This window comes from Streptomyces sp. NPDC001351 (assembly GCF_042896045.1).
GTDB lineage: Bacteria > Actinomycetota > Actinomycetes > Streptomycetales > Streptomycetaceae > Streptomyces.
On the sequence record NZ_JBIAWS010000002.1, the window covers coordinates 842,838 to 860,982 of the forward strand.

Annotated in this window: 12 protein-coding genes; 6 read left to right on the forward strand and 6 right to left on the reverse strand. The window is 71.2% G+C overall.

Annotation, left to right across the window (positions count from 1 at the left end; genetic code table 11):
• Positions 1-25: 25 nt before the first annotated feature.
• Positions 26-619: a hypothetical protein gene (locus ACFY1U_RS09550; RefSeq protein WP_390693516.1), complete on the forward strand. Its 594-nt coding sequence runs from the start codon at positions 26-28 to the stop codon at positions 617-619.
• Positions 620-658: 39 nt separating this feature from the next.
• Here ACFY1U_RS09550 and ACFY1U_RS09555 read toward each other — a convergent pair whose 3' ends face one another.
• Together ACFY1U_RS09555 and ACFY1U_RS09560 are read right to left on the reverse strand one after the other, a co-directional pair.
• A complete protein-coding gene (locus tag ACFY1U_RS09555; RefSeq protein ID WP_390693517.1) occupies positions 659-1,732 on the reverse strand; it encodes a helix-turn-helix transcriptional regulator in 1,074 nt (357 codons plus the stop codon).
• 1 nt (position 1,733) lies between these two features.
• Positions 1,734-2,750, reverse strand: coding sequence for a DUF4097 domain-containing protein (locus tag ACFY1U_RS09560; protein ID WP_390693518.1), 1,017 nt, complete (start codon positions 2,748-2,750; stop codon positions 1,734-1,736).
• A gap of 148 nt (positions 2,751-2,898) precedes the next feature.
• Here ACFY1U_RS09560 and ACFY1U_RS09565 point away from each other — a divergent pair, with 148 nt between their 5' ends.
• The gene (locus tag ACFY1U_RS09565; RefSeq protein ID WP_390693519.1) at positions 2,899-3,708 is read left to right on the forward strand and encodes a hypothetical protein; all 810 of its coding nucleotides are present in this window, start codon (positions 2,899-2,901) and stop codon (positions 3,706-3,708) included.
• Positions 3,709-4,106: 398 nt separating this feature from the next.
• Here ACFY1U_RS09565 and ACFY1U_RS09570 read toward each other — a convergent pair whose 3' ends face one another.
• Entirely contained in the window at positions 4,107-4,286 is a 180-nt protein-coding gene (locus tag ACFY1U_RS09570) for a DUF6104 family protein (protein WP_003992906.1), read from the reverse strand.
• A gap of 196 nt (positions 4,287-4,482) precedes the next feature.
• Here ACFY1U_RS09570 and ACFY1U_RS09575 point away from each other — a divergent pair, with 196 nt between their 5' ends.
• From ACFY1U_RS09575 to ACFY1U_RS09590, 4 genes are read left to right on the forward strand one after another with little or no spacing between them, the layout of a single operon-like run.
• Entirely contained in the window at positions 4,483-4,887 is a 405-nt protein-coding gene (locus ACFY1U_RS09575; RefSeq protein ID WP_390693520.1) for a CU044_2847 family protein, read from the forward strand.
• Positions 4,884-6,851, forward strand: coding sequence for a trypsin-like peptidase domain-containing protein (locus ACFY1U_RS09580; protein ID WP_390693521.1), 1,968 nt, complete (start codon positions 4,884-4,886; stop codon positions 6,849-6,851). The genes ACFY1U_RS09575 and ACFY1U_RS09580 overlap by 4 nt, the downstream gene beginning before the upstream one ends.
• Positions 6,848-7,891, forward strand: a complete 1,044-nt coding sequence (locus tag ACFY1U_RS09585) for an AAA family ATPase (RefSeq protein ID WP_390693522.1) — start codon at positions 6,848-6,850, stop codon at positions 7,889-7,891. The genes ACFY1U_RS09580 and ACFY1U_RS09585 overlap by 4 nt, the downstream gene beginning before the upstream one ends.
• Positions 7,891-12,093 (forward strand): SAV_2336 N-terminal domain-related protein, encoded by a 4,203-nt coding sequence (locus ACFY1U_RS09590; RefSeq protein ID WP_390693523.1) that lies wholly within the window; start codon positions 7,891-7,893, stop codon positions 12,091-12,093. The genes ACFY1U_RS09585 and ACFY1U_RS09590 overlap by 1 nt, the downstream gene beginning before the upstream one ends.
• Positions 12,094-12,165: 72 nt before the next feature.
• On the opposite strand, the gene ACFY1U_RS09595 is transcribed toward ACFY1U_RS09590, so the two are convergent.
• The 3 genes from ACFY1U_RS09595 to ACFY1U_RS09605 form a co-directional block, all read right to left on the reverse strand.
• Complete coding sequence (locus ACFY1U_RS09595; protein WP_390693524.1) at positions 12,166-15,951, reverse strand: multifunctional oxoglutarate decarboxylase/oxoglutarate dehydrogenase thiamine pyrophosphate-binding subunit/dihydrolipoyllysine-residue succinyltransferase subunit; 3,786 nt, start codon at positions 15,949-15,951, stop codon at positions 12,166-12,168.
• Positions 15,952-16,242: 291 nt separating this feature from the next.
• On the reverse strand, positions 16,243-17,349 hold the full coding sequence (locus tag ACFY1U_RS09600) for an ATP-binding protein (RefSeq protein WP_390693525.1): 1,107 nt from the start codon (positions 17,347-17,349) through the stop codon (positions 16,243-16,245).
• Positions 17,346-18,083 (reverse strand): response regulator transcription factor, encoded by a 738-nt coding sequence (locus tag ACFY1U_RS09605; RefSeq protein ID WP_390693526.1) that lies wholly within the window; start codon positions 18,081-18,083, stop codon positions 17,346-17,348. Before ACFY1U_RS09605 ends, ACFY1U_RS09600 begins: the two co-directional genes overlap by 4 nt.
• Positions 18,084-18,145 lie beyond the last annotated feature (62 nt).

Consider the following 18,145-nt stretch of genomic DNA (forward strand, 5'->3'; position numbering starts at 1 on the left):
GGCCTGGTCCTTCGAAGGAGCTCTCATGACCGTGTCCGAGCCCGTGCCGCTCGTGTTCGTCCCTGCGGACGGGGCCGTACGTGAGGCGGTGACCAAGGTGGGCGGGCAGCCCGTGTGGCTGGAGGAGCCGCAGTGGCCGCTGTCGCGCGAGACGGGCCGGCCGATGGAGTTCCTCGGGCAGTTCGCCCTGGGCGGCGGCCGTCTCGCGTACCTGTTCATGACCAGCGACGATCAGGTCGACAACACCTGGGAACCGGAGGGCGGGGAGAACGCCCTCCTCATCCAACCCGGCGGCCGTGTACCGGACTTCGTGACCGTCGAACGGCGGGCCGAGGGTCCGAGTTGCGGTACCGACCAGGTGCCGCGCGCGACCGGCGCGTCCGGCACAGCCGAGGGTGATGCGGGGGAGGACCGCCGCCCCTGGCAGTACCTCGGCGGTCCCGGCGTCGAACCGCACTGGCTCCAGGGCGACCAGACACCCGGCGAGGGCTGGGAACTGGTGGTCCAACTGGATGCCGGCAACCTGCCCTATCACTTCGCCTTCGGTGACGCGGGCGTCGGTTATGCCTTCCTCTCCCCGGACGGCAAGGAGGGCCGCTTCCTCTGGCAGTGCACCTGACGACTGCCTTCGCCTCCGCGGAGAGCGGCCCGCCTGCTGCTACACCCTCGGTGCGCGCAGTATCGCTCCGATGTGTGCCGCCGCCGTCGACAGATGGCGGCGTGCGTCGCGGAGCTGTTCGTCGGTGACGCCGTGGTCCCGCGCCGCGTCACGGATGTCGTCGCGGAAGCGGTCCAGCAGGCGGTCGAGGTCGCGGGACGGGTCTCCGGTGGTGGCCTCGTGCGCCCACGACGGTTCGTACTCCGCCGGGAAGTCCTCCTTGGTGTGCGAGTACTCGGTGTGCGAGTACTCGGGCCGCGGTGCCGAGGTGCCGGTGCCGGGCCGTCCGAAGCCGAGGTCCTTTCCGAACTCCCTGCCGAAATCCTTCCCGAAGTCACCGAACTCCTTGGCCAGTTCGGTCAGGCCCTCGCGCACCCCCGTCGGCCAGTCGCCCCGCGCGAAGTGGTCCTGCACCTGCTCCTGCACCCGCTTGGCGATGCGCTGCAGCTCCTCCTGGGCCTGGGCCCGGGCCTGTTCCTGCGCCTCCTTGGCCTGGCGTCGGGCGCGCTGGGCCTCCTCGCGGGCCCTGCGGCTCTCGTCCTTGGCGCGCCGGGCCTGCTCCTTCCACTCCTGCTTGACGCGCCGCATCTCCTCCTTCGCGGCACGCCAGGACTCCTTGTCGGCGTACTCCCCGAAGTCACCGAGGGGGCCGTCCCCTTCGCGGCGCCCCTTGCCGCCGGAGCCCTGCCGGGCCTCCGTGGCCGCGGCCCGCATCTCGCGCCGCAGATCGCCTGCCGCGCCGCGCACATCGGCCCGGATCTCGGCGGCGAGTTCCGCGACCGACTCGCGGATCTCCAGCTCCAGGTCGGCCAGTTCGCCGCTGCGGTCGGCCAGTTCGGCGCGGCCCGCGTCCGTGATGGCGTACACCTTGCGGCCGCCCTCGGTGGTGTGGGTGACCAGGCCCTCGGCCTCCAGCTTGGCCAGGCGGGGGTAGACGGTGCCCGCCGACGGCGCGTACAGCCCCTGGAAGCGCTCCTCGAGGAGGCGGATCACCTCGTAGCCGTGGCGCGGGGCCTCGTCCAGTAGCTTCAGCAGGTAGAGGCGGAGGCGGCCGTGGGCGAAGACGGGAGGCATGTCAGAGCACCTTCTTGTCGGTCGTGCCGTCGGCAGGGGCGTCGGTCGGGGCGTCGTCCTGGCCGGAAACGGAATTGTCCCCCGAGTCCTTGTGCGGTCCGTCCGCCGGGGTGCTCGCCGGGCCGGTCTCGACGGCCGGCTCCGCATCCGCCGGACGCGTGTCCTCGACCAGGGGGCCGATGTCCTCCGGCGCCACGTCCCACGGCTCGTCCTCCGCCGGGGGCCGCCGCAGCAGGGCGATCGAGCCCGAGACGGTCGTCGCCTTCAGGCTTCCGCTGCCCGAGCCGAGCCGTCCGGTGATCCTCTTGGCTCCCCACTGGCCGCTGACCCGCAGGTCCTCGAAGGCGTTGGACACCGTCCCGCTCGCCGTGTTCGCCTCCACCTCGGCATCCGCCGGGTGGGGCAGCCGGATGGCGATCTCGCCGGAGACGTTCGCCAGGACGATGCTCGTCGGGCGGCTCGCCGGATCGAGGTCGACGATCATCGAGCCGCTGACCGAGTCCGCCTTGACCGAGGATCCCGCCTCGACGACCGTCAGATCCCCGGAGACGGAGTTGAAGCGGAGGTCGCCACGGAGGGCCTGCGCCTCCAGGTTCCCCGAGACGGTGTCGGCGCGCACCGGGCCGGTCAGTCCCACCAGGGTGGTGTCGCCGGTGACCCCCTTCACCTCCGTACGCCCGTCTATCCCGGAGATCACCGCGGCGGCGCCCACCACGCCCACCTCCACGCGCGTGTCGGCAGGGACGGCGAGGGAGACGACGGCGCTGCGCCGCCAGCCCTTGCGGTCGAGCCACTTGAGGAAGCCCTTCCACGGCAGGTCGTCGTAAGCGACGGTGAGCGCGCCGCCCTCCTGGCTCACCAGCAGCGGTGGTCCCTCGATCTCGGAGACCTCCAGTCGGGCGGAACCTTCGTCCGTGCCCACCACGTTCACCGTTCCGTTGACGATGCGTACGTGGAGTTCGCGGACGGGCTTGTCGAAGGTGAGCTTCCGCGGCTCACCGACAGACCACTCGGACATGGTGCAGACCTCCCCGTTCGTAACGCGCCATATCGCGTCTCCTGCAATTCACGATATATCGCGGACGGGGAAAGTCAAGACACTCGTTCCGGTGATCTCCGCGGCCTCGGAAATGACCGGAACGGTCGCATCGCCCTAGCGTGTGAGCATGTCGAACGTCGGTGCCCTGCTCCTGTGCCGGGCGCAGCCCGAGTCCGTCGCCCCCGCCGCCCACCTCCTGCGCGACCGCATGCTGCTCGCCCCGGCGGGCGACGCCTGGAGCGTGCTCCTTCCCGAGGGACGGCCCTGGCTGCACGGCGGCGAACCCGTCGACCGCGTCCTGACCGGCTGGGCCACGGCTCTCGCCGTCGGCGCCCCCCGGCCCGTACTCGCCCTGTGGTGGGACGCCGACCGCGCCGGCTTCACCCTCGCCTCGGGCTTCCGTCGCCCGGTGGCCTATGTCTGGCTCGCGAACGGCACCCCGGCCGGCGAGGACGAGGCCATGCGCACGTTCGCGGACCGCCTGGGCCTGGACCCGGTGCTCGACATGCAGGACCTGGACCAGCTCACGAAACCCGACCCCGGGACGGACGCCAGGGCCCGCCTGCGCGCCCTGACCGCCGTCCTCACGCGCGCGGGAGTCACGCTCCCCGAGGGCATCACCCCGGGCGAACCCGCCGACCGCCTCCGCGAGGCCGCGCAAGCCCTGCCGGACGCCCGCACCGCCGAGTGGCCGGGTTGGCGCGAGGCGGTACGGGCGGACCGCGACGCCGCCGAGCGCGGCCACCCGGGCCCGTGGCTGCCCTGGCCGGGGACACCCCGGGCGCGCGCCCTGGCCCTGGCTCAAGTGGCGGCCGGACTCCCGCTCACGGCCTGGGGCCTACGGCGCCGCAGCGGCGGCTGGACCGCGGCGGGGGCGCTGCTGTTGGCGCACGGGGCGCTGGGGCTGGCGTACGACCTGGTGTGGCCGTGGGACTGAGGGCGACGCACGCCCTGGGACTGCTGTCCGCGTAAGCCTCGGGGCTGTGGGCCGTGCAGCCGTGGGTTCGAGGGCTGCGAGGGCCTTGGGGCTGCGGGTCGTGCAGCCGTGGGATCGAGGGCTGCGGCGAATGCCCTGGGACTGAGGCGACGCACGGATGCCCTGGGGCCTAGGGACACGAATGCCCTGGGACTCAGGCGACGCACGCATGCCTGGGACTGAGGCGACGGACGCATGCCCAGGGCTGAGGCGCACGAATGCCCTGGGACTCAGGCGACGCATGCCTGGGGGTGAGGCGGCGCCCGCATGCCCAAGGCTGAGGCGCACGAATGCCCTGGACCGAGGGCACGGAAAAGGGGCGCCAAGCGGGCGCCCCGGCAGCCGGACTCCCCGGGCTTCTACTCGTCGTCCTCGTCGTCCAGCCGTGCCAGCCACGTCGCCAGCCGCTCCACCGGCACCTCGAAGTCCGGGTTGAGGTCGACGAACGTACGCAGCTGCTCGGCGAGCCACTCGAAGGTGACCTCTTCCTCGCCGCGCCGCTTCTCGAGTTCTTCGATGCCTCGGTCGGTGAAGTACACGGGTGTTCTCCTGAATGCTGGACCTGGGGCCGGGTTTCTACCTCACCAGGTTATGCCGGGCGAGCGCGTGCCCCACCTGCCGGAACCCCTCCCACGAACGTACCCGCGCGTGCACAATGACCTCATCTGTCGTCACAGGGCTCAAACAGGAGTCGGACAGCGGAAGTTGTCCGGTCCCGCCGCACGGGGGAGCGTCATGGACCACCGCAGAATCCAGGAGATCGAGCTGCCGGGCGGCAGGATTCTCGCGCGCGTGAGCGTTCTCGAGCCGGACGAGGTGCCCGGAGGCCAGGACGATCTCTCCTACGAGGACGTCGGCGCCCTCGATCACATGGCGGCCCGGATCGACCAGCTCAACGAGCTGGTCCAGGGTGTCGGGGGAGCCGTGCTCGACGCAGCGCGTGCCGTCGGGCCCGACGAGGTGAGCGCCACCTTCGGCGTCGAACTCGCCGTCAAGCCCGGCAAGGCCATCGCCCTGCTCGCGGACGGCGAGGCGAAGGCGGCCCTGGCCATCACGCTCACCTGGCGCAACGGCGGCGGACAGGGGAGTGCCGCAGGGGCGGCCGACGGCACCGACGGGCAGAACACGCCGACCGTATGAACGGCAGGCTCGACGCGCTTCTCAGCCGTGCCACCGTACGGATAGGCCCGGGCCGGGCACCGGACACGTTGTGGGGCAGCGGCTTCTTCGTCGCGCCCGGCTGGGTGCTGACGTGTGCCCATGTCCTGCCGCTGGCGCACGGCCCCGAGCGGGTGGGCGTACTGCGCGTGCAGGGGCACCAGCGGGTGACTGCGCGAGCACGGTTGGCGTACTGGCTGGGTGGCGGTACCGACCCGGAGCAGGACCTGGCACTCCTCCAGGTCACCGACGAACTCGACCACACGTGCGTGCGACTCACGGACCGCTACGACCCGCCGCTCGCCGTCACCGCGCACGGCTGGCGGGCACCGGACGGCGGCCTGCCCCAGCGGTGGAGCGGCCACACCGAGTGCAACGGCAAGGACGGGGCCCACGGCCTGACCCTCGCGCCGCACGTGGAGATCCCGCATGGGGCCTCGGGCGGGCCGCTGCTCGACCGTGACCGCGGGATGGTGGCCGGTGTCGTCAAGGCCCGTCGAACGGGCAAGGACGGCGGTCTGGCCGTCGCCGTCACCGCCCTGCGCGGCTTCCGGCGCGCGGTGCCGGTGGGCGAGCCGCTCCTCGGCACCGACCCCTACGCTGCGCTGATCCGCGCCCACGACCGCTGGCACGAGCGGACCGGCGATCGCCTGTCCTGGGTGAAGGCACAGGACGAGTTGTGCGGAGCGGCAGCCCGCCGCTGGAAGCCCCGCGACAGCGCCGAGGCCTCCGCCCTGCTCGCCGCGCTGCCGCAGCCGGGCTCGCCCGCCGAGTTACAGAGGCTGATCGAGCGGGTCCTGGGGGACGAACCGTTCTGGGAGGACGAGCACGCGCCGCACGACTGGCGGGACGGGCACGGCTGGCTCTACGACCATGCCGAGGGCGCCGACGTCGTCTCCCTGCACTACCTGCGCGTGGTGGCCCATACCTGCGCGGACCGCGCTCCGGAGGCCGCCGCGGCACTGGAACGCTGGGTCGAACGGCGGGCCGAGCAGTTGTCCGACCATATGCGCGCCCTCCTGATGGGCGTGGCCGTCTGGGCACCCCCGCCCTGGGGCTCGGCCGCCCCCCGGGAGCACTACGGTCACCCGCTCCCCGCGGCCCCTGCCGAGGAGGCCGGCGACCAGCAGGATCTGGGCCCCGTCGTCGCCGTCGAGCTGGAACCCGACCTGTTCCGTCCGCACGACCGTTTCCACTGGCGCATCTGGACCTGGGCCGGCGGCCACGACAGCGCACAGGCCGTGGACCAGGACGCCGGTGGCGACGGCGCCTCCCTCGCCGAACTGCCGTACCTCCTGAACGAACCGCTCACCCGCGCTTTCGGCCGGCTCGACACGGATCGTCGGGCACGGCTCGAACTCGCCCTGCCGGTCGAGCACTTCGGTGTCGACGCCCACCTGTGGCGGCCCGGCCCCGTCGTGCGCAGCCTCAAACCGCACCCGGCCGAACGCCCCTTCGGCGTCCACCGCCAGGTCGTGCTGCGCTGCCTCAAGCGCCGGGGCGAACCCACCGACGTATGGCGTGAGCGCTGGCGGGGCGTCACCGAGGCCGCGCCCAAGGCACTGCCCCTGTCCTCGGACGCCGAGGCGGCACAGGCGCTCGAGGCGGCACCGCCCGGCGCCGTACCGGTGCTGTGCAGGCCGCCTGCCGAAGGAACCGGACCGCTCACCCAGGCGATCAGCGCCGGCTACGGCGTCGTCCTGTGGAACCTGAAGGGCGAACACGCCTACGGCTGCGCCGAGGACTGCAGCAGGTTCCAGGACGGAGTCGCCGAACTGCTGGGCTCGGCGGGGCGCGCGAACGCCCTGCCGGAACGCCTGCGCGTGCTGCGCGAACGGGTCAGCCACGCCGACTCCGGCGCGTACTGGGCGGAGGACCTCGCACTTCTCTACGACGATCCGCACCGCCCGATCCCGTTCTGCGACGACCCGTTGGAGTCACCGTGACCGAGACCCCCGAGACGGACTGGCACATCTACCGGGGCGCCGGTGTACCGCACGACGGGATCACCAGGCTGCCCCCGCCGCCGCCCTGGCGCGACTTCGACGGTGGGCCGGTCGTCGACGAGGTACCGCCCCTCGGAAGCGAGTCGGCCCGCCGGCTGGGTACCCACGGCGGGCAGGGCATCGCGTGGCGACCCGAGGAACTGGAGCTCATCAACGCCGCGCTCTATCTGCGCCGCCCATTGCTGGTCACCGGCGACCCCGGCTCCGGCAAGTCCACCCTCGCCCACGCCCTTGCCCACGAGCTCGGCCTCGGCCGTGTCCTGCAGTGGCCCATCGTCAGCCGCACCACCTTGCGGGACGGCCTCTACACCTACGACGCCATCGCCCGCCTCCAGGACACTCAGATGGCCAAGTTCGGCGGCGAGCAGCGCAAGGACATCGGCGAGTATGTACGGCTCGGCCCCTTGGGCACCGCCCTGGTGCCTCATGCACGCCCCCGTGTCCTGCTCGTCGACGAACTCGACAAGAGCGACATCGACCTGCCCAACGACCTGCTCAACGCCCTGGAGGAGGGCGAGTTCCGCATCCCCGAGCTGCAGCGGATCGCAGGCCGGCACAACGAGGTCCGGGTGCTCACCGACGACGACGAACACGCCACCGTCCGGGACGGACGCGTGCGCTGCCGGGCCTTCCCCATCGTGGTGATGACCAGCAACGGGGAACGGGACTTCCCCGCCCCGCTGTTGCGCCGCTGCCTCCACCTCGACCTGCCCTCGCCGCGCAACGACGAGTGGGGACGTGCGCGCCTCAGTGCCATGGTCGCCGCCCACTTCGGCGCCGACGACACGGACCGCAACGGCGACCTCATCCGCTCGTTCCTCGGCTCCGCCCCCGGCGCGCTGCGCGCTTCCGACCAGCTCCTGAACGCCATCTACCTCACCCAGGAAGCCGTACGGGGCGACGGCGCCGACCGCCGGCGACTGGCCGAGACCCTCATGCGCCCGCTCGACCACGGCGAGCACGGGAGCGGACACCGCTGATGGCCACCCCGGACGGGCAGCTGGGCGAACTCGCCGAACGGCTCCGCTCACTGGGCGCCGAGCCGTCCCCGCGCGAGCTCGCCGAGGCGCTGTGGCTCGCCAGGTATATCGGCCCAGCGGCCGTACGCCCCGAGACACCCCGGCAACCCCGGCCGACCGCCGATCACCCCGACGACGCCCAGCGCCCTGCTCCGCAACACCGGGACACACCGCAGGCGCCGCCGGCTCCCGGCGAATCCGGCGCTCGCACCCGACTGCACGCCGAACGCCCCGGGCCCGCCGGCCACCCGCAGCCCGAACAGCCCGATGGCCAGGCCGATTTCGTACCGGTGCGGGTGCCGATGGCCACCGCGCTGCCACACCCCCTGGCGCTCCAGCGCGCGCTGCGCCCCCTCCAGCACTACCGACCGCCGGTCCGCTCGGCGACCCTCCACCTCGACGAGCAGGCCACGGCGGAACAGGCGGCCGAGACCCGCCTACTGCTGCCCGTGCTGCGTCCCGCCGTCCGCCGCGAGGCTCGTCTCCGGCTGCTCATGGACGTGTCGACGTCGACGGGCGTCTGGGAGACGGCACTCGACGAACTCCGCCAGATCTGCCAGGGTCTGGGAGCCTTCCGCGAGGTCACGGTGCACCATCTCCGTGAGGACGCGGACGCCAACCTCGTCGCGGCCACCTCGCGGGACGGCGACCGGGCGGTCCGCGCCGCTGAACAACTGAGGGACCCGACCGGCCGGCAGCTCACCCTGGTCCTCAGCGACTGCGCCGGTCCCCTGTGGCGCTCCGGCCGTATGCAGCGCCTTCTCCACCACTGGGGCGTGGCTGCGCCCGTCGCCGTCGTACAGCCGCTGCCTCAGCGCATGTGGCGGCGCACCCATCTGCCCGCGCTGCCCGGTGTCCTCCGACGCCACGAAGGTCTCGGCGCCCGGCTGGGGTTCACCCCACTGGACGGCGAGACACCGCCCGGAGCACTGCCCGTGCCCGTCCTGGCACCCACGCGCACGGCTCTCGGCACATGGGCCCGTCTCCTGGCCGGCAGCACGGGCCTGGCTCTGCCCGCACCCGCCGCCTGGGTCCGCTCCGACCATCCCGCGGCCGCGCCCCGCCCGGTACGCGCCGAGGTCGAGGCCGAGCCCCTGGTGGCCGGGTTCCGTCGCATCGCCTCGCGCCAGGCCGTCCAGCTGGCTGTCTCCTACTCGGCGATCCCTCTCGCTCTCCCGGTGATGCAACTCGTCCAGCGCGCCATGCAGCCCCAGTCCGACCCGACGGTACTCGCCGAGGTGCTGCTGAGCGGGCTCCTTGAGCGCGGGGCAGAGGACGGGTGGTACGAGTTCCGACCGGGCGTACGGGAAGCGTTGTTGCGGCTCCTTCCGCGCGGGGACGCGCTGCTGGTGCTCAAGCACTGCGGCGAGTATGTGGACCGCCACTTCGGGAGGCAGGCCCGTAATTTCCCGGCGCTGGCGCTGACCCGGTTGCGAGGACGGGACGCCGACTTCGCGGAAGGCGACGCCGAGGGCGTGCCGGACGCGTTCGCCGAGGTGTCGGCGCTGGTGACGGAGCGGTTCGAGGGGGCTGCGGCGCCGGTTCCGGTGCGGCGGGAGCCGATCGACGTCGTACACGTCGCCGCGGATGAGGCGTGGGCCGCGTGGACGGCCGTGGTGCTGGGCGCTCACGGGCAGGAAGTGACGCTGCGACAGCCCGAGCCCGTCACCTCGGCGATGCTGGCGAACTTCCTGCGGGAGCGGCTGACCCGCCACCCCGGTCTGTGCGTCGTCCTGCTGATCGGCGAGTGGTACACCGAGGTTCAGCAGGACGGTCCGCTGCGTGAGGTTCTCGACCGTCACGCGGAACGGCTGCTGCCCTTCACCGTGATGCGCACGGCGGCCGACTCGTGGGTGGGAGAGCTGGATTCCGTGACGCGGCTGTGGGACACGACCCCTGCCGACGCGGAACGCCGCCTGTTGTCGCGGCTCGGAATCGCCGAGTCCGCCGTGGGACCGGTTGGATCACGGATGTTCCCGGGGACTCGACTGCTCCTGTGGCGCGGAGTACCTCAGCCTGGCCTTTTCGACTCGGTGCGGGAGGACAAGCTGCGGCACCTGCGGGAGATCCTGACGTCCGATCGCTTGCCCGCGGCGTGCGTGGTGACAGGACCGAAGCACACGGGAAAGTCCGCACTCCTGTCCGAGTACGCCCGTCGTCACCGGGCCGAGTACGACATTGTCTGGTGGGTCGGAGAACTCGGGGCCCGGCGTCGTCGTGAGCGGCTGGCCGGGCTCGGTGTCGAGTTGGGGCTGTCGGCCGAGGGCAGCCTCGACGACCGGTTGGCCGAGCTCAAGCGGGTGTTGCGGGAGACCGGGCTGCGCTGGCTGATCGTGTTCAGCGGTTGGGACGACGAGGAGACGGTGGCTCATCTTCCGGTCGGTGGGCATGTGCTGATCACGTCCACGAGAGAGGACTGGTCCGGGCCGGTCGACGTCGTGCGGATGGAGGAGCCTGCCGACGATTCCGGGGCAGACCTCCTGGCCGCGAGACGTGTCTTGAGTGACGTGGTGCGCATCCACGCGGGAGACACGGAGTTGGGCTCGGGCTTCTTCCTGGCGCCGGGCGTCATCGTCACGAGCGCACGACTGCTGGACCACGCCTCGGACGCCGATGGTGGCGGGCTCAGAGCCGTCGGCCCGGGGGGTATTCCGTACACCCTGACTCTCCTGCGCGCGGTGGGGGAGTTGGCGCTGCTTCAGGTGATCTCCACCGTTGCCGTTTCCTGCCTCTGGCTCACGGACGCGCCGGACACACGTCCGGACGAGGTCGTCGTGTACACCGCTGGGAGCGATACACGGGCGACGGCCTCCCACGGTCTCGCCGTGGGCACGCCCGGTGCTCGGACGATGGAGATCGTCGGGGCGGAATTCGCCTTCGAGAGCATCGGCGCTCCCGTTCTCAGCCAACGGGACGGCGCGGTCGTCGGCGTGGTCACCCGCGCAGGCGAAGCCGTTCGGATCGAGACCTTGCGGGACCTGTGCCTGCAATCGGACGAAGACCGAAGGCTCTGGCACCGCATCATGCGAGCACATGACCGGGACCACGCAAGCCCGTGGACACACGACGACCTGCTTGTGCCGTACCAGAAGGCGCAACTCTACGGCGTTCTGGCCCAGCTGGATCCACCGCGGACCTCGCAAGCCGTCCTTCGTCTGCTGGCGCACTGCGACGTCCCGGCGCCCGACCACGTTCCCCGCAGCTGGCGAGACGGTGCCGGGCACCTCTACGCGGTCGGGTCCGAGGAACTCGTCGTGCTGTACGGGGCGCTGCTCTGGGAGCATCTCTCAGTGCTGGGCGCGTCCGAGGGAACCATGGAACTGCACCGGTGGCTCAGCGGCCGGGCGCCCGGTGGGCTGACCGCCGAGCAACAGCGGGTCGTGACCCGCGTTCTCGAGGCGGGCCACGCCGCCGCCGGATGCCACATCACCGTCAGAGTCACCGAAGGACCTGAGCGCTACGCATGGAGCCTCCGGGCCGCGCAAGGAGTCAGTCCCCTGCACACGGCCGACGGCTACGCCTCAGCACCCGAGGAGAACACGCCGGTGGTGCTGGAGGACAACCTCCGGATCGCGCTGAGCCGGGCGGACACCAGCAGACGCAGGCCGACGGTCGAGTACCGGCTTCCCGAAGAGCTGCTGTGGTCCGTCAGCGTCGAGGGCTGGAGTCCGGGTCTCGCGCTGCGCGCCGACTGCAATGTCTATGTACGCGGCCTGAGCTCGCACACCGGCTACGAACGGCGGCAAGGTGCGATGCGCTGGGCTGCGGTGTCGCGAGGGCCGCTGCACGGGCTGTGGCCCCCTTCGTACAGGAACAAGGCGCTGTGGCGCCGTCCGCCCGACATCCGCGCGCACCTCAGCGACGCCATACCAAACGCCGTACCGCTCCTGTGTCACCACACGCCGGAGGTCCCGCACGCGCTTGACGCCGCAAGGGAGTTGGGCTACCCCCTGATCCTCTGGAACCGTGCGGAACGCCACGAGTACTGCGTCGACGCCTACCGTGCGGTGGACGCCGAGCTCGCGAAGTCGGGCAGCATACGCGAAGTCCTCGCCCGGCTACGGGGTCTGTGGATTCGCCAGGTCTTCTCAGAGGGAGCGGGCGCCTCGGTGAACCGCCTCACCGTCTACTACGACCCACCCGAGGACGACCCCGCCCAGTGACGACAGGACGAGGGCCCGCCCCGAGCCATGAAGCCCCGGGACGGGCCCTTCCTACGAGCCGATGTCAGAGGCTCACGCCTCGAACACCTCACGAACGAGCTGTTCCTGCTCGGCCTGGTGCCGCTTCGCGGAACCGACCGCCGGGGACGAGCTGTGCGGGCGGGAGATCCGCCGCAGGCGCTCGCCGTGCGGGACGTCCGCGCCGACCGCCAGGTCCAGGTGGTCGATCAGGTTCAGGGCGATGAACGGCCAGGCACCCTGGTTCGCCGGCTCCTCCTGGGCCCACAGGTACTTCTCGACGTTCGGGTACTTGGCGATCTCCGCCTGGAGCTCCGCACCCGGCAGCGGGTACAGCCGCTCGACACGGACGATGGCGATGTCCGTGGCGCCGCGCTTGGTGCGCTCGGCCTCCAGGTCGTAGTACAGCTTGCCCGCGACGAACACGACCTTGCGGACCGCGGCCGGGTCGACCGTGGAGTCGCCGATGACCGGGCGGAACTGACCCGAGGTGAACTCCTCCGTCTTCGACGCGGCGGCCTTCAGGCGCAGCATCGACTTCGGGGTGAAGACCACCAGCGGCTTGTGGTGCGGGTTGTGCACCTGCCACCGCAGGAGGTGGAAGTAGTTCGACGGGAGGGTCGGCATCGCGACCGTCATGTTGTTCTGGGCGCAGAGCTGCAGGAAGCGCTCGACGCGGGCCGAGGAGTGGTCCGGGCCCTGGCCCTCGTAGCCGTGGGGGAGGAGCAGGGTGACGCCGGACGTCTGGCCCCACTTCTGCTCGGCGGCCGAGATGTACTCGTCGACGACCGTCTGCGCGCCGTTGACGAAGTCGCCGAACTGCGCCTCCCACATCACGAGCGCGTCGGGGCGGGCCAGCGAGTAGCCGTACTCGAAGCCCATGACTGCGTACTCGGACAGCAGGGAGTTGTAGACGTTGTAGCGGGCCTGGTCCTCGGCGAGGTACTGGAGCGGGGTGTGCTCCTCGCCCGTCTCGCGGTCGATGAGGACCGCGTGGCGCTGGCCGAAGGTGCCGCGCTGGGAGTCCTGGCCGGAGAGGCGGACCGGGGTGCCCTCCAGGAGCAGGGAGCCGACGGCCAGCGTCTCGCCCATGCCCCAGTCGATCGTGCCGTCCTCGACCATCGTCGCCCGGCGCTGCAGCTGCGGCAGCAGACGCGGGTGGACGTGGAAGTGGTCGGGGATGTTGACCTGGGACTCGGCGATCCGCTTCACGACCTCCGAGGTGATCGCGGTGTTCACGGCGACCGGGAACTCCGCCTGCGGGTCCGAGGTCGGAGCCGAGGCCGGCTGCGAGACCGCCTCGCGGACCTCGGTGAAGACCTTCTCCAGCTGGCCCTGGTAGTCCTGCAGGGCCTGCTCGGCCTCTTCCAGGGTGATGTCGCCGCGACCGATCAGGGACTCGGTGTACAGCTTGCGCACCGAGCGCTTCTTGTCGATCAGGTCGTACATCAGCGGCTGGGTGAAGGCCGGGTTGTCCGACTCGTTGTGACCGCGGCGGCGGTAGCAGATGAGGTCGATCACCACGTCCTTGTTGAACGCCTGGCGGAACTCGAAGGCCAGCCGCGCGACGCGGACCACGGCCTCCGGGTCGTCGCCGTTCACGTGGAAGATCGGGGCCTCGATCATCCTCGCCACGTCCGTCGCGTACATCGACGAGCGGGAGGACTCCGGGGCGGCGGTGAAGCCGACCTGGTTGTTGATGACGATGTGGACCGTGCCGCCGGTGCGGTAGCCGCGCAGCTGCGACATGTTCAGGGTCTCGGCCACCACGCCCTGGCCCGCGAAGGCCGCGTCACCGTGCAGGGCGACCGGCAGGACGGTGAAGTCCGTACCGCCCTTGTTGATGATGTCCTGCTTGGCGCGGGTGATGCCCTCGATGACCGGGTCGACCGTCTCCAGGTGGGAGGGGTTCGCGGCCAGCGAGACCGTGATCTGCTCGCCGTCCAGGCCGGTGAAGGTGCCCTGGGCGCCCAGGTGGTACTTCACGTCGCCGGAGCCGTGCATCGACTTCGGGTCGAGGTTGCCCTCGAACTCGCGGAAGATCTGCGCGTACGACTTGCCGACGATGTTGGCGAGCACGTTCAGGCGGCCGCGGTGGGCCATGCCGATGACGACCTCGTCCAGGCGGGACTCGGCGGCGGAGTCGATGACCGCGTCGAGCAGCGGGATGACGGACTCGCCGCCCTCCAGGGAGAAGCGCTTCTGGCCGACGTACTTCGTCTGCAGGAAGGTCTCGAAGGCCTCCGCCGCGTTCAGCCGGCGCAGGATGCGCAGCTGCTCCTCGCGCTCCGGCTTGGAGTGCGGGCGCTCGATGCGGTCCTGGATCCACTTGCGCTGCTTCGGGTCCTGGATGTGCATGAACTCGATGCCGGTGGTGCGGCAGTACGAGTCACGCAGCACGCCCAGGATGTCGCGCAGCTTCATCAGGGACTTGCCGGCGAAGCCGCCGACGGCGAACTCGCGCTCCAGGTCCCACAGGGTGAGGCCGTGCTCGGTGATGTCCAGGTCGGGGTGCTTGCGCTGGCGGTACTCCAGCGGGTCGGTGTCGGCCATGACGTGGCCGCGGACCCGGTAGGAGTGGATCAGCTCGAAGACCCGGGCGGCCTTGGTGACGTCGTCGTCGTGCGAGGCGTCGATGTCCTTGAGCCAGCGGACCGGCTCGTAGGGGATGCGCAGGGCCTCGAAGATCTCGTCGTAGAAGCCGCTCTCGCCGAGCAGCAGGTTCGCGACGATCCGCAGGAACTCGCCGGAGGCGGCGCCCTGGATGACCCGGTGGTCGTAGGTCGACGTGAGCGTCATGACCTTCGAGATGCCGAGCTTGTTCAGGGTGTCCTGGCTGGTGCCCTGGAACTCCGCCGGGTAGTCCATGGAGCCGACGCCCATGATCACCGACTGGCCGGGCATCAGACGCGGCACCGAGTGGACGGTGCCGAGGCCGCCGGGGTTGGTCAGGGAGACCGTGACACCGGTGAAGTCGTCCATCGTCAGCTTGCCGTCGCGGGCGCGGCGGACGATGTCCTCGTAGGCCTGCCAGAACTCGAAGAAGTTCAGCGTCTCGGCCTTCTTGATGCCCGCGACGACCAGCTGGCGGTCGCCGTTGGGCTTCACCAGGTCGATCGCGAGGCCGAAGTTGACGTGCGGCGGCTTGACGAGGGTGGGCTTCCCGTCCTTCTCCGCGTAGTGCCAGTTCATCGACGGCATCGTCTTGATGGCCTGCACCATCGCGTAGCCGATCAGGTGCGTGAAGGAGATCTTCCCGCCCCGGGCGCGCTTGAGATGGTTGTTGATGACGATGCGGTTGTCGAACAGCAGCTTCACCGGGACCGCGCGCACGGACGTGGCCGTGGGCAGCTCCAGGGAGGCGTTCATGTTCTTCGCGACGGCGGCGGCGGGACCGCGCAGGGTCACCAGCTCGGGGCCGTCGGCGGCCTCGGTCGCGGGCGCGGCCTTGGCGGCGGGCTTCGCCGGAGCCGGGGCGGCCTTCGCGGGAGCGGGCGCCGGAGCGGCGGCCGCGGGCTTCGGGGCCGCGGGAGCCGGGGCGGGCGCCGCGGGGGCGGCCGGGGCCTGCGCAGCCGGGGCGGGCGCCGGTGCTGCCGGGGTGGAGGTCTCTGCGGCCCCCGCGGCCGCAGTACCCGCCGGAGCCGAGGCGGCAGGCGCGCCCGGCTTGTAGTCGGCGAAGAAGTCCCACCAGGCTCGGTCTACCGAATTCGGGTCCTGGAGGTACTGCTGATAGATCTCGTCGACGAGCCACTCGTTGGGGCCGAACGCCGCAGCGGGGTTCTTGCCCGCTTGGTCTGCGTCGGTCGAGATGCTCGAGTTACTGGGGGACTGTGGCGACACGGCGGCAACCGCCCTCTTCCGCTTCACAAGGTGATGGACAGCGGGAATAAAGGCTACGCCCCCAAGACCCGGAAGGTCAGGCCGGGCAGGTTCATCGTCGCGTAAGTCACATCGGAAACCGCGTTTCGGGCCTGGAAATGGCGGGAAACAAACGCGGTTCCGGTACGGAGCGAGGGTGACGGGAAACGCCGAGGCAGGCCCTGCACGCGCTGCGTGCGGGCGTGTGCCTGATCACACGTGTCCACCGGGGCGGACCCCGGTGGATCTTGAGGCTCCGGTTCGGACTTTACGTCAACTTTGAACGGATGTCTCTCCCGGGAGGGTGACGAGAATCCGGCAGCCCCGCTCGGATTCGGCCACTCCGATCCCGCCACCGTGCAGGTCGACGGCCCAGCGGGCGATCGCGAGGCCCAGCCCCGTACCGCCGTCGCCGCCCTGGCCGTTGGAGGCGCCCGCGCCGCCCCGGTTGAACCGCTCGAAGACCCGGTGCCACTCCGAGCGCGGAATGCCGGGGCCCTCGTCCAGCACCTCCAGCTCCAGCGACTCCGGCAGCGCGCCGCGCCGCGCCTTCACGGTCACGCGGCCGTGCGGCGGGCTGTGCTTGACCGCGTTGTCGATGAGATTTGCCACGACCTGGTGGATCCGCTCGGGGTCCGCGTGCGCGGTCAGCTCCGGTGGGGACACGTCGAGGTGCAGATGGACGTCCGTGCGCGTGTGGCTGCCGGAGCCGGAGGCGATGCCCGCGCGCGCGGGCACGGCCATGTTGGCCTCCTTCAGCACGCCCGACAGGTACGGCCACACCTCGAAGCGCCGCCGGCGCAGCGGTACGACCCCGTTGTCCAGCCGGGACAGGTCCAGCAGCGTCTCCACCAGCCGGCCGAGCCGCTCGGTCTGCTTCAGGGCCGTACGCATGGTCTCCGGGTCGGCCGGGGAGACACCGTCGACGATGTTCTCCAGCACCGCCCTGAGGCCCGCGATGGGCGTGCGCAGCTCGTGCGAGACGTTCGCCACCAGCTCCTTGCGCTGGCGGTCCTGGGCCTCCAGGTCGTCGGCCATGCGGTTGATCGTCTGCGCCAGGTCGCCCAGCTCGTCGCGGCGGTTCTCGCGCACCCTGCGGGTGTAGTCGCCGTGCGAGATGGCCTTGGCGACCGCGTTCATGTCGTCCAGCGGCGCGGTCAGCGAATGGGCCACGAACTGCGTGATCAGCAGGGTGGCGATCATCGAGAAGACCGTGATGAAGCGCAGCTCCGTCGCCGTGCGCATCGCTATCATCATCAGCCCGGTGGTGATCAGGACCGCGATGACGACGAGCGCGCCCAGCTTGGTCTTGATCGAGAACGGGCTCACACCGCCCCAGGGCTCCCCGGGGCTTCTCCGGCCGGCCGGATCGCCGCTCATGGCGTCGGGGTCTCCAGCGCGTAGCCCACGCCGTGCACCGTGCGGATCCGCTCGGCGCCGATCTTCCGGCGCAGCGCCTTGATGTGGCTGTCGACCGTACGGGTGCCGGAGGCGTCCGCCCAGTCCCACACCTCGGCAAGCAGCTGCTCACGGGAGAGCACCGCGCGTGGGGTGTTCGCGAGGCAGACCAGCAGGTCGAACTCGGTGGGCGTCAGATGCACGTCCTCGGAGTGCACGCGCACCCGCCGCTGGGCGTGGTCGATCTCCAGCTCGCCGAGGCGCAGGATGCCGCTTCTGGGCGTCGCGGCGGCCAGTGCGGCCCGCTCCACCCGGCGCAGCAGCACATGCACGCGTGCGGCCAGCTCCCGCATGGAGAACGGCTTGGTCATGTAGTCGTCGGCGCCGACGCCGAGCCCGACCAGCATGTCGGTCTCGTCGTCACGCGCGGTCAGCATCAGCACCGGCACCGGGCGCTGGGCCTGCACACGGCGGCAGACCTCCAGGCCGTCGAAGCCCGGCAGCATGATGTCGAGGATCAGCAGGTCGGGCTGCCAGGCCTCGGCGGTGTCGACGGCGGCCGGGCCGTCACCCGCGGTCTGCACGAGGAAACCCTCTGCGCGCAGGCGGGCCGCGATGGCGTCGACAATGGTCGCGTCGTCCTCGACCACCAGGACCCTGCGCTGCGCGCCCGGGCTCGCCGTCGTGCCGTTGTGGGATGTGTGGGTCTGCTCCATCGCCCGCCCCTGAGTTGCTTTCCGGAATCCGTGGGGTGATCCGTTACCTGGCTCATGCCTGC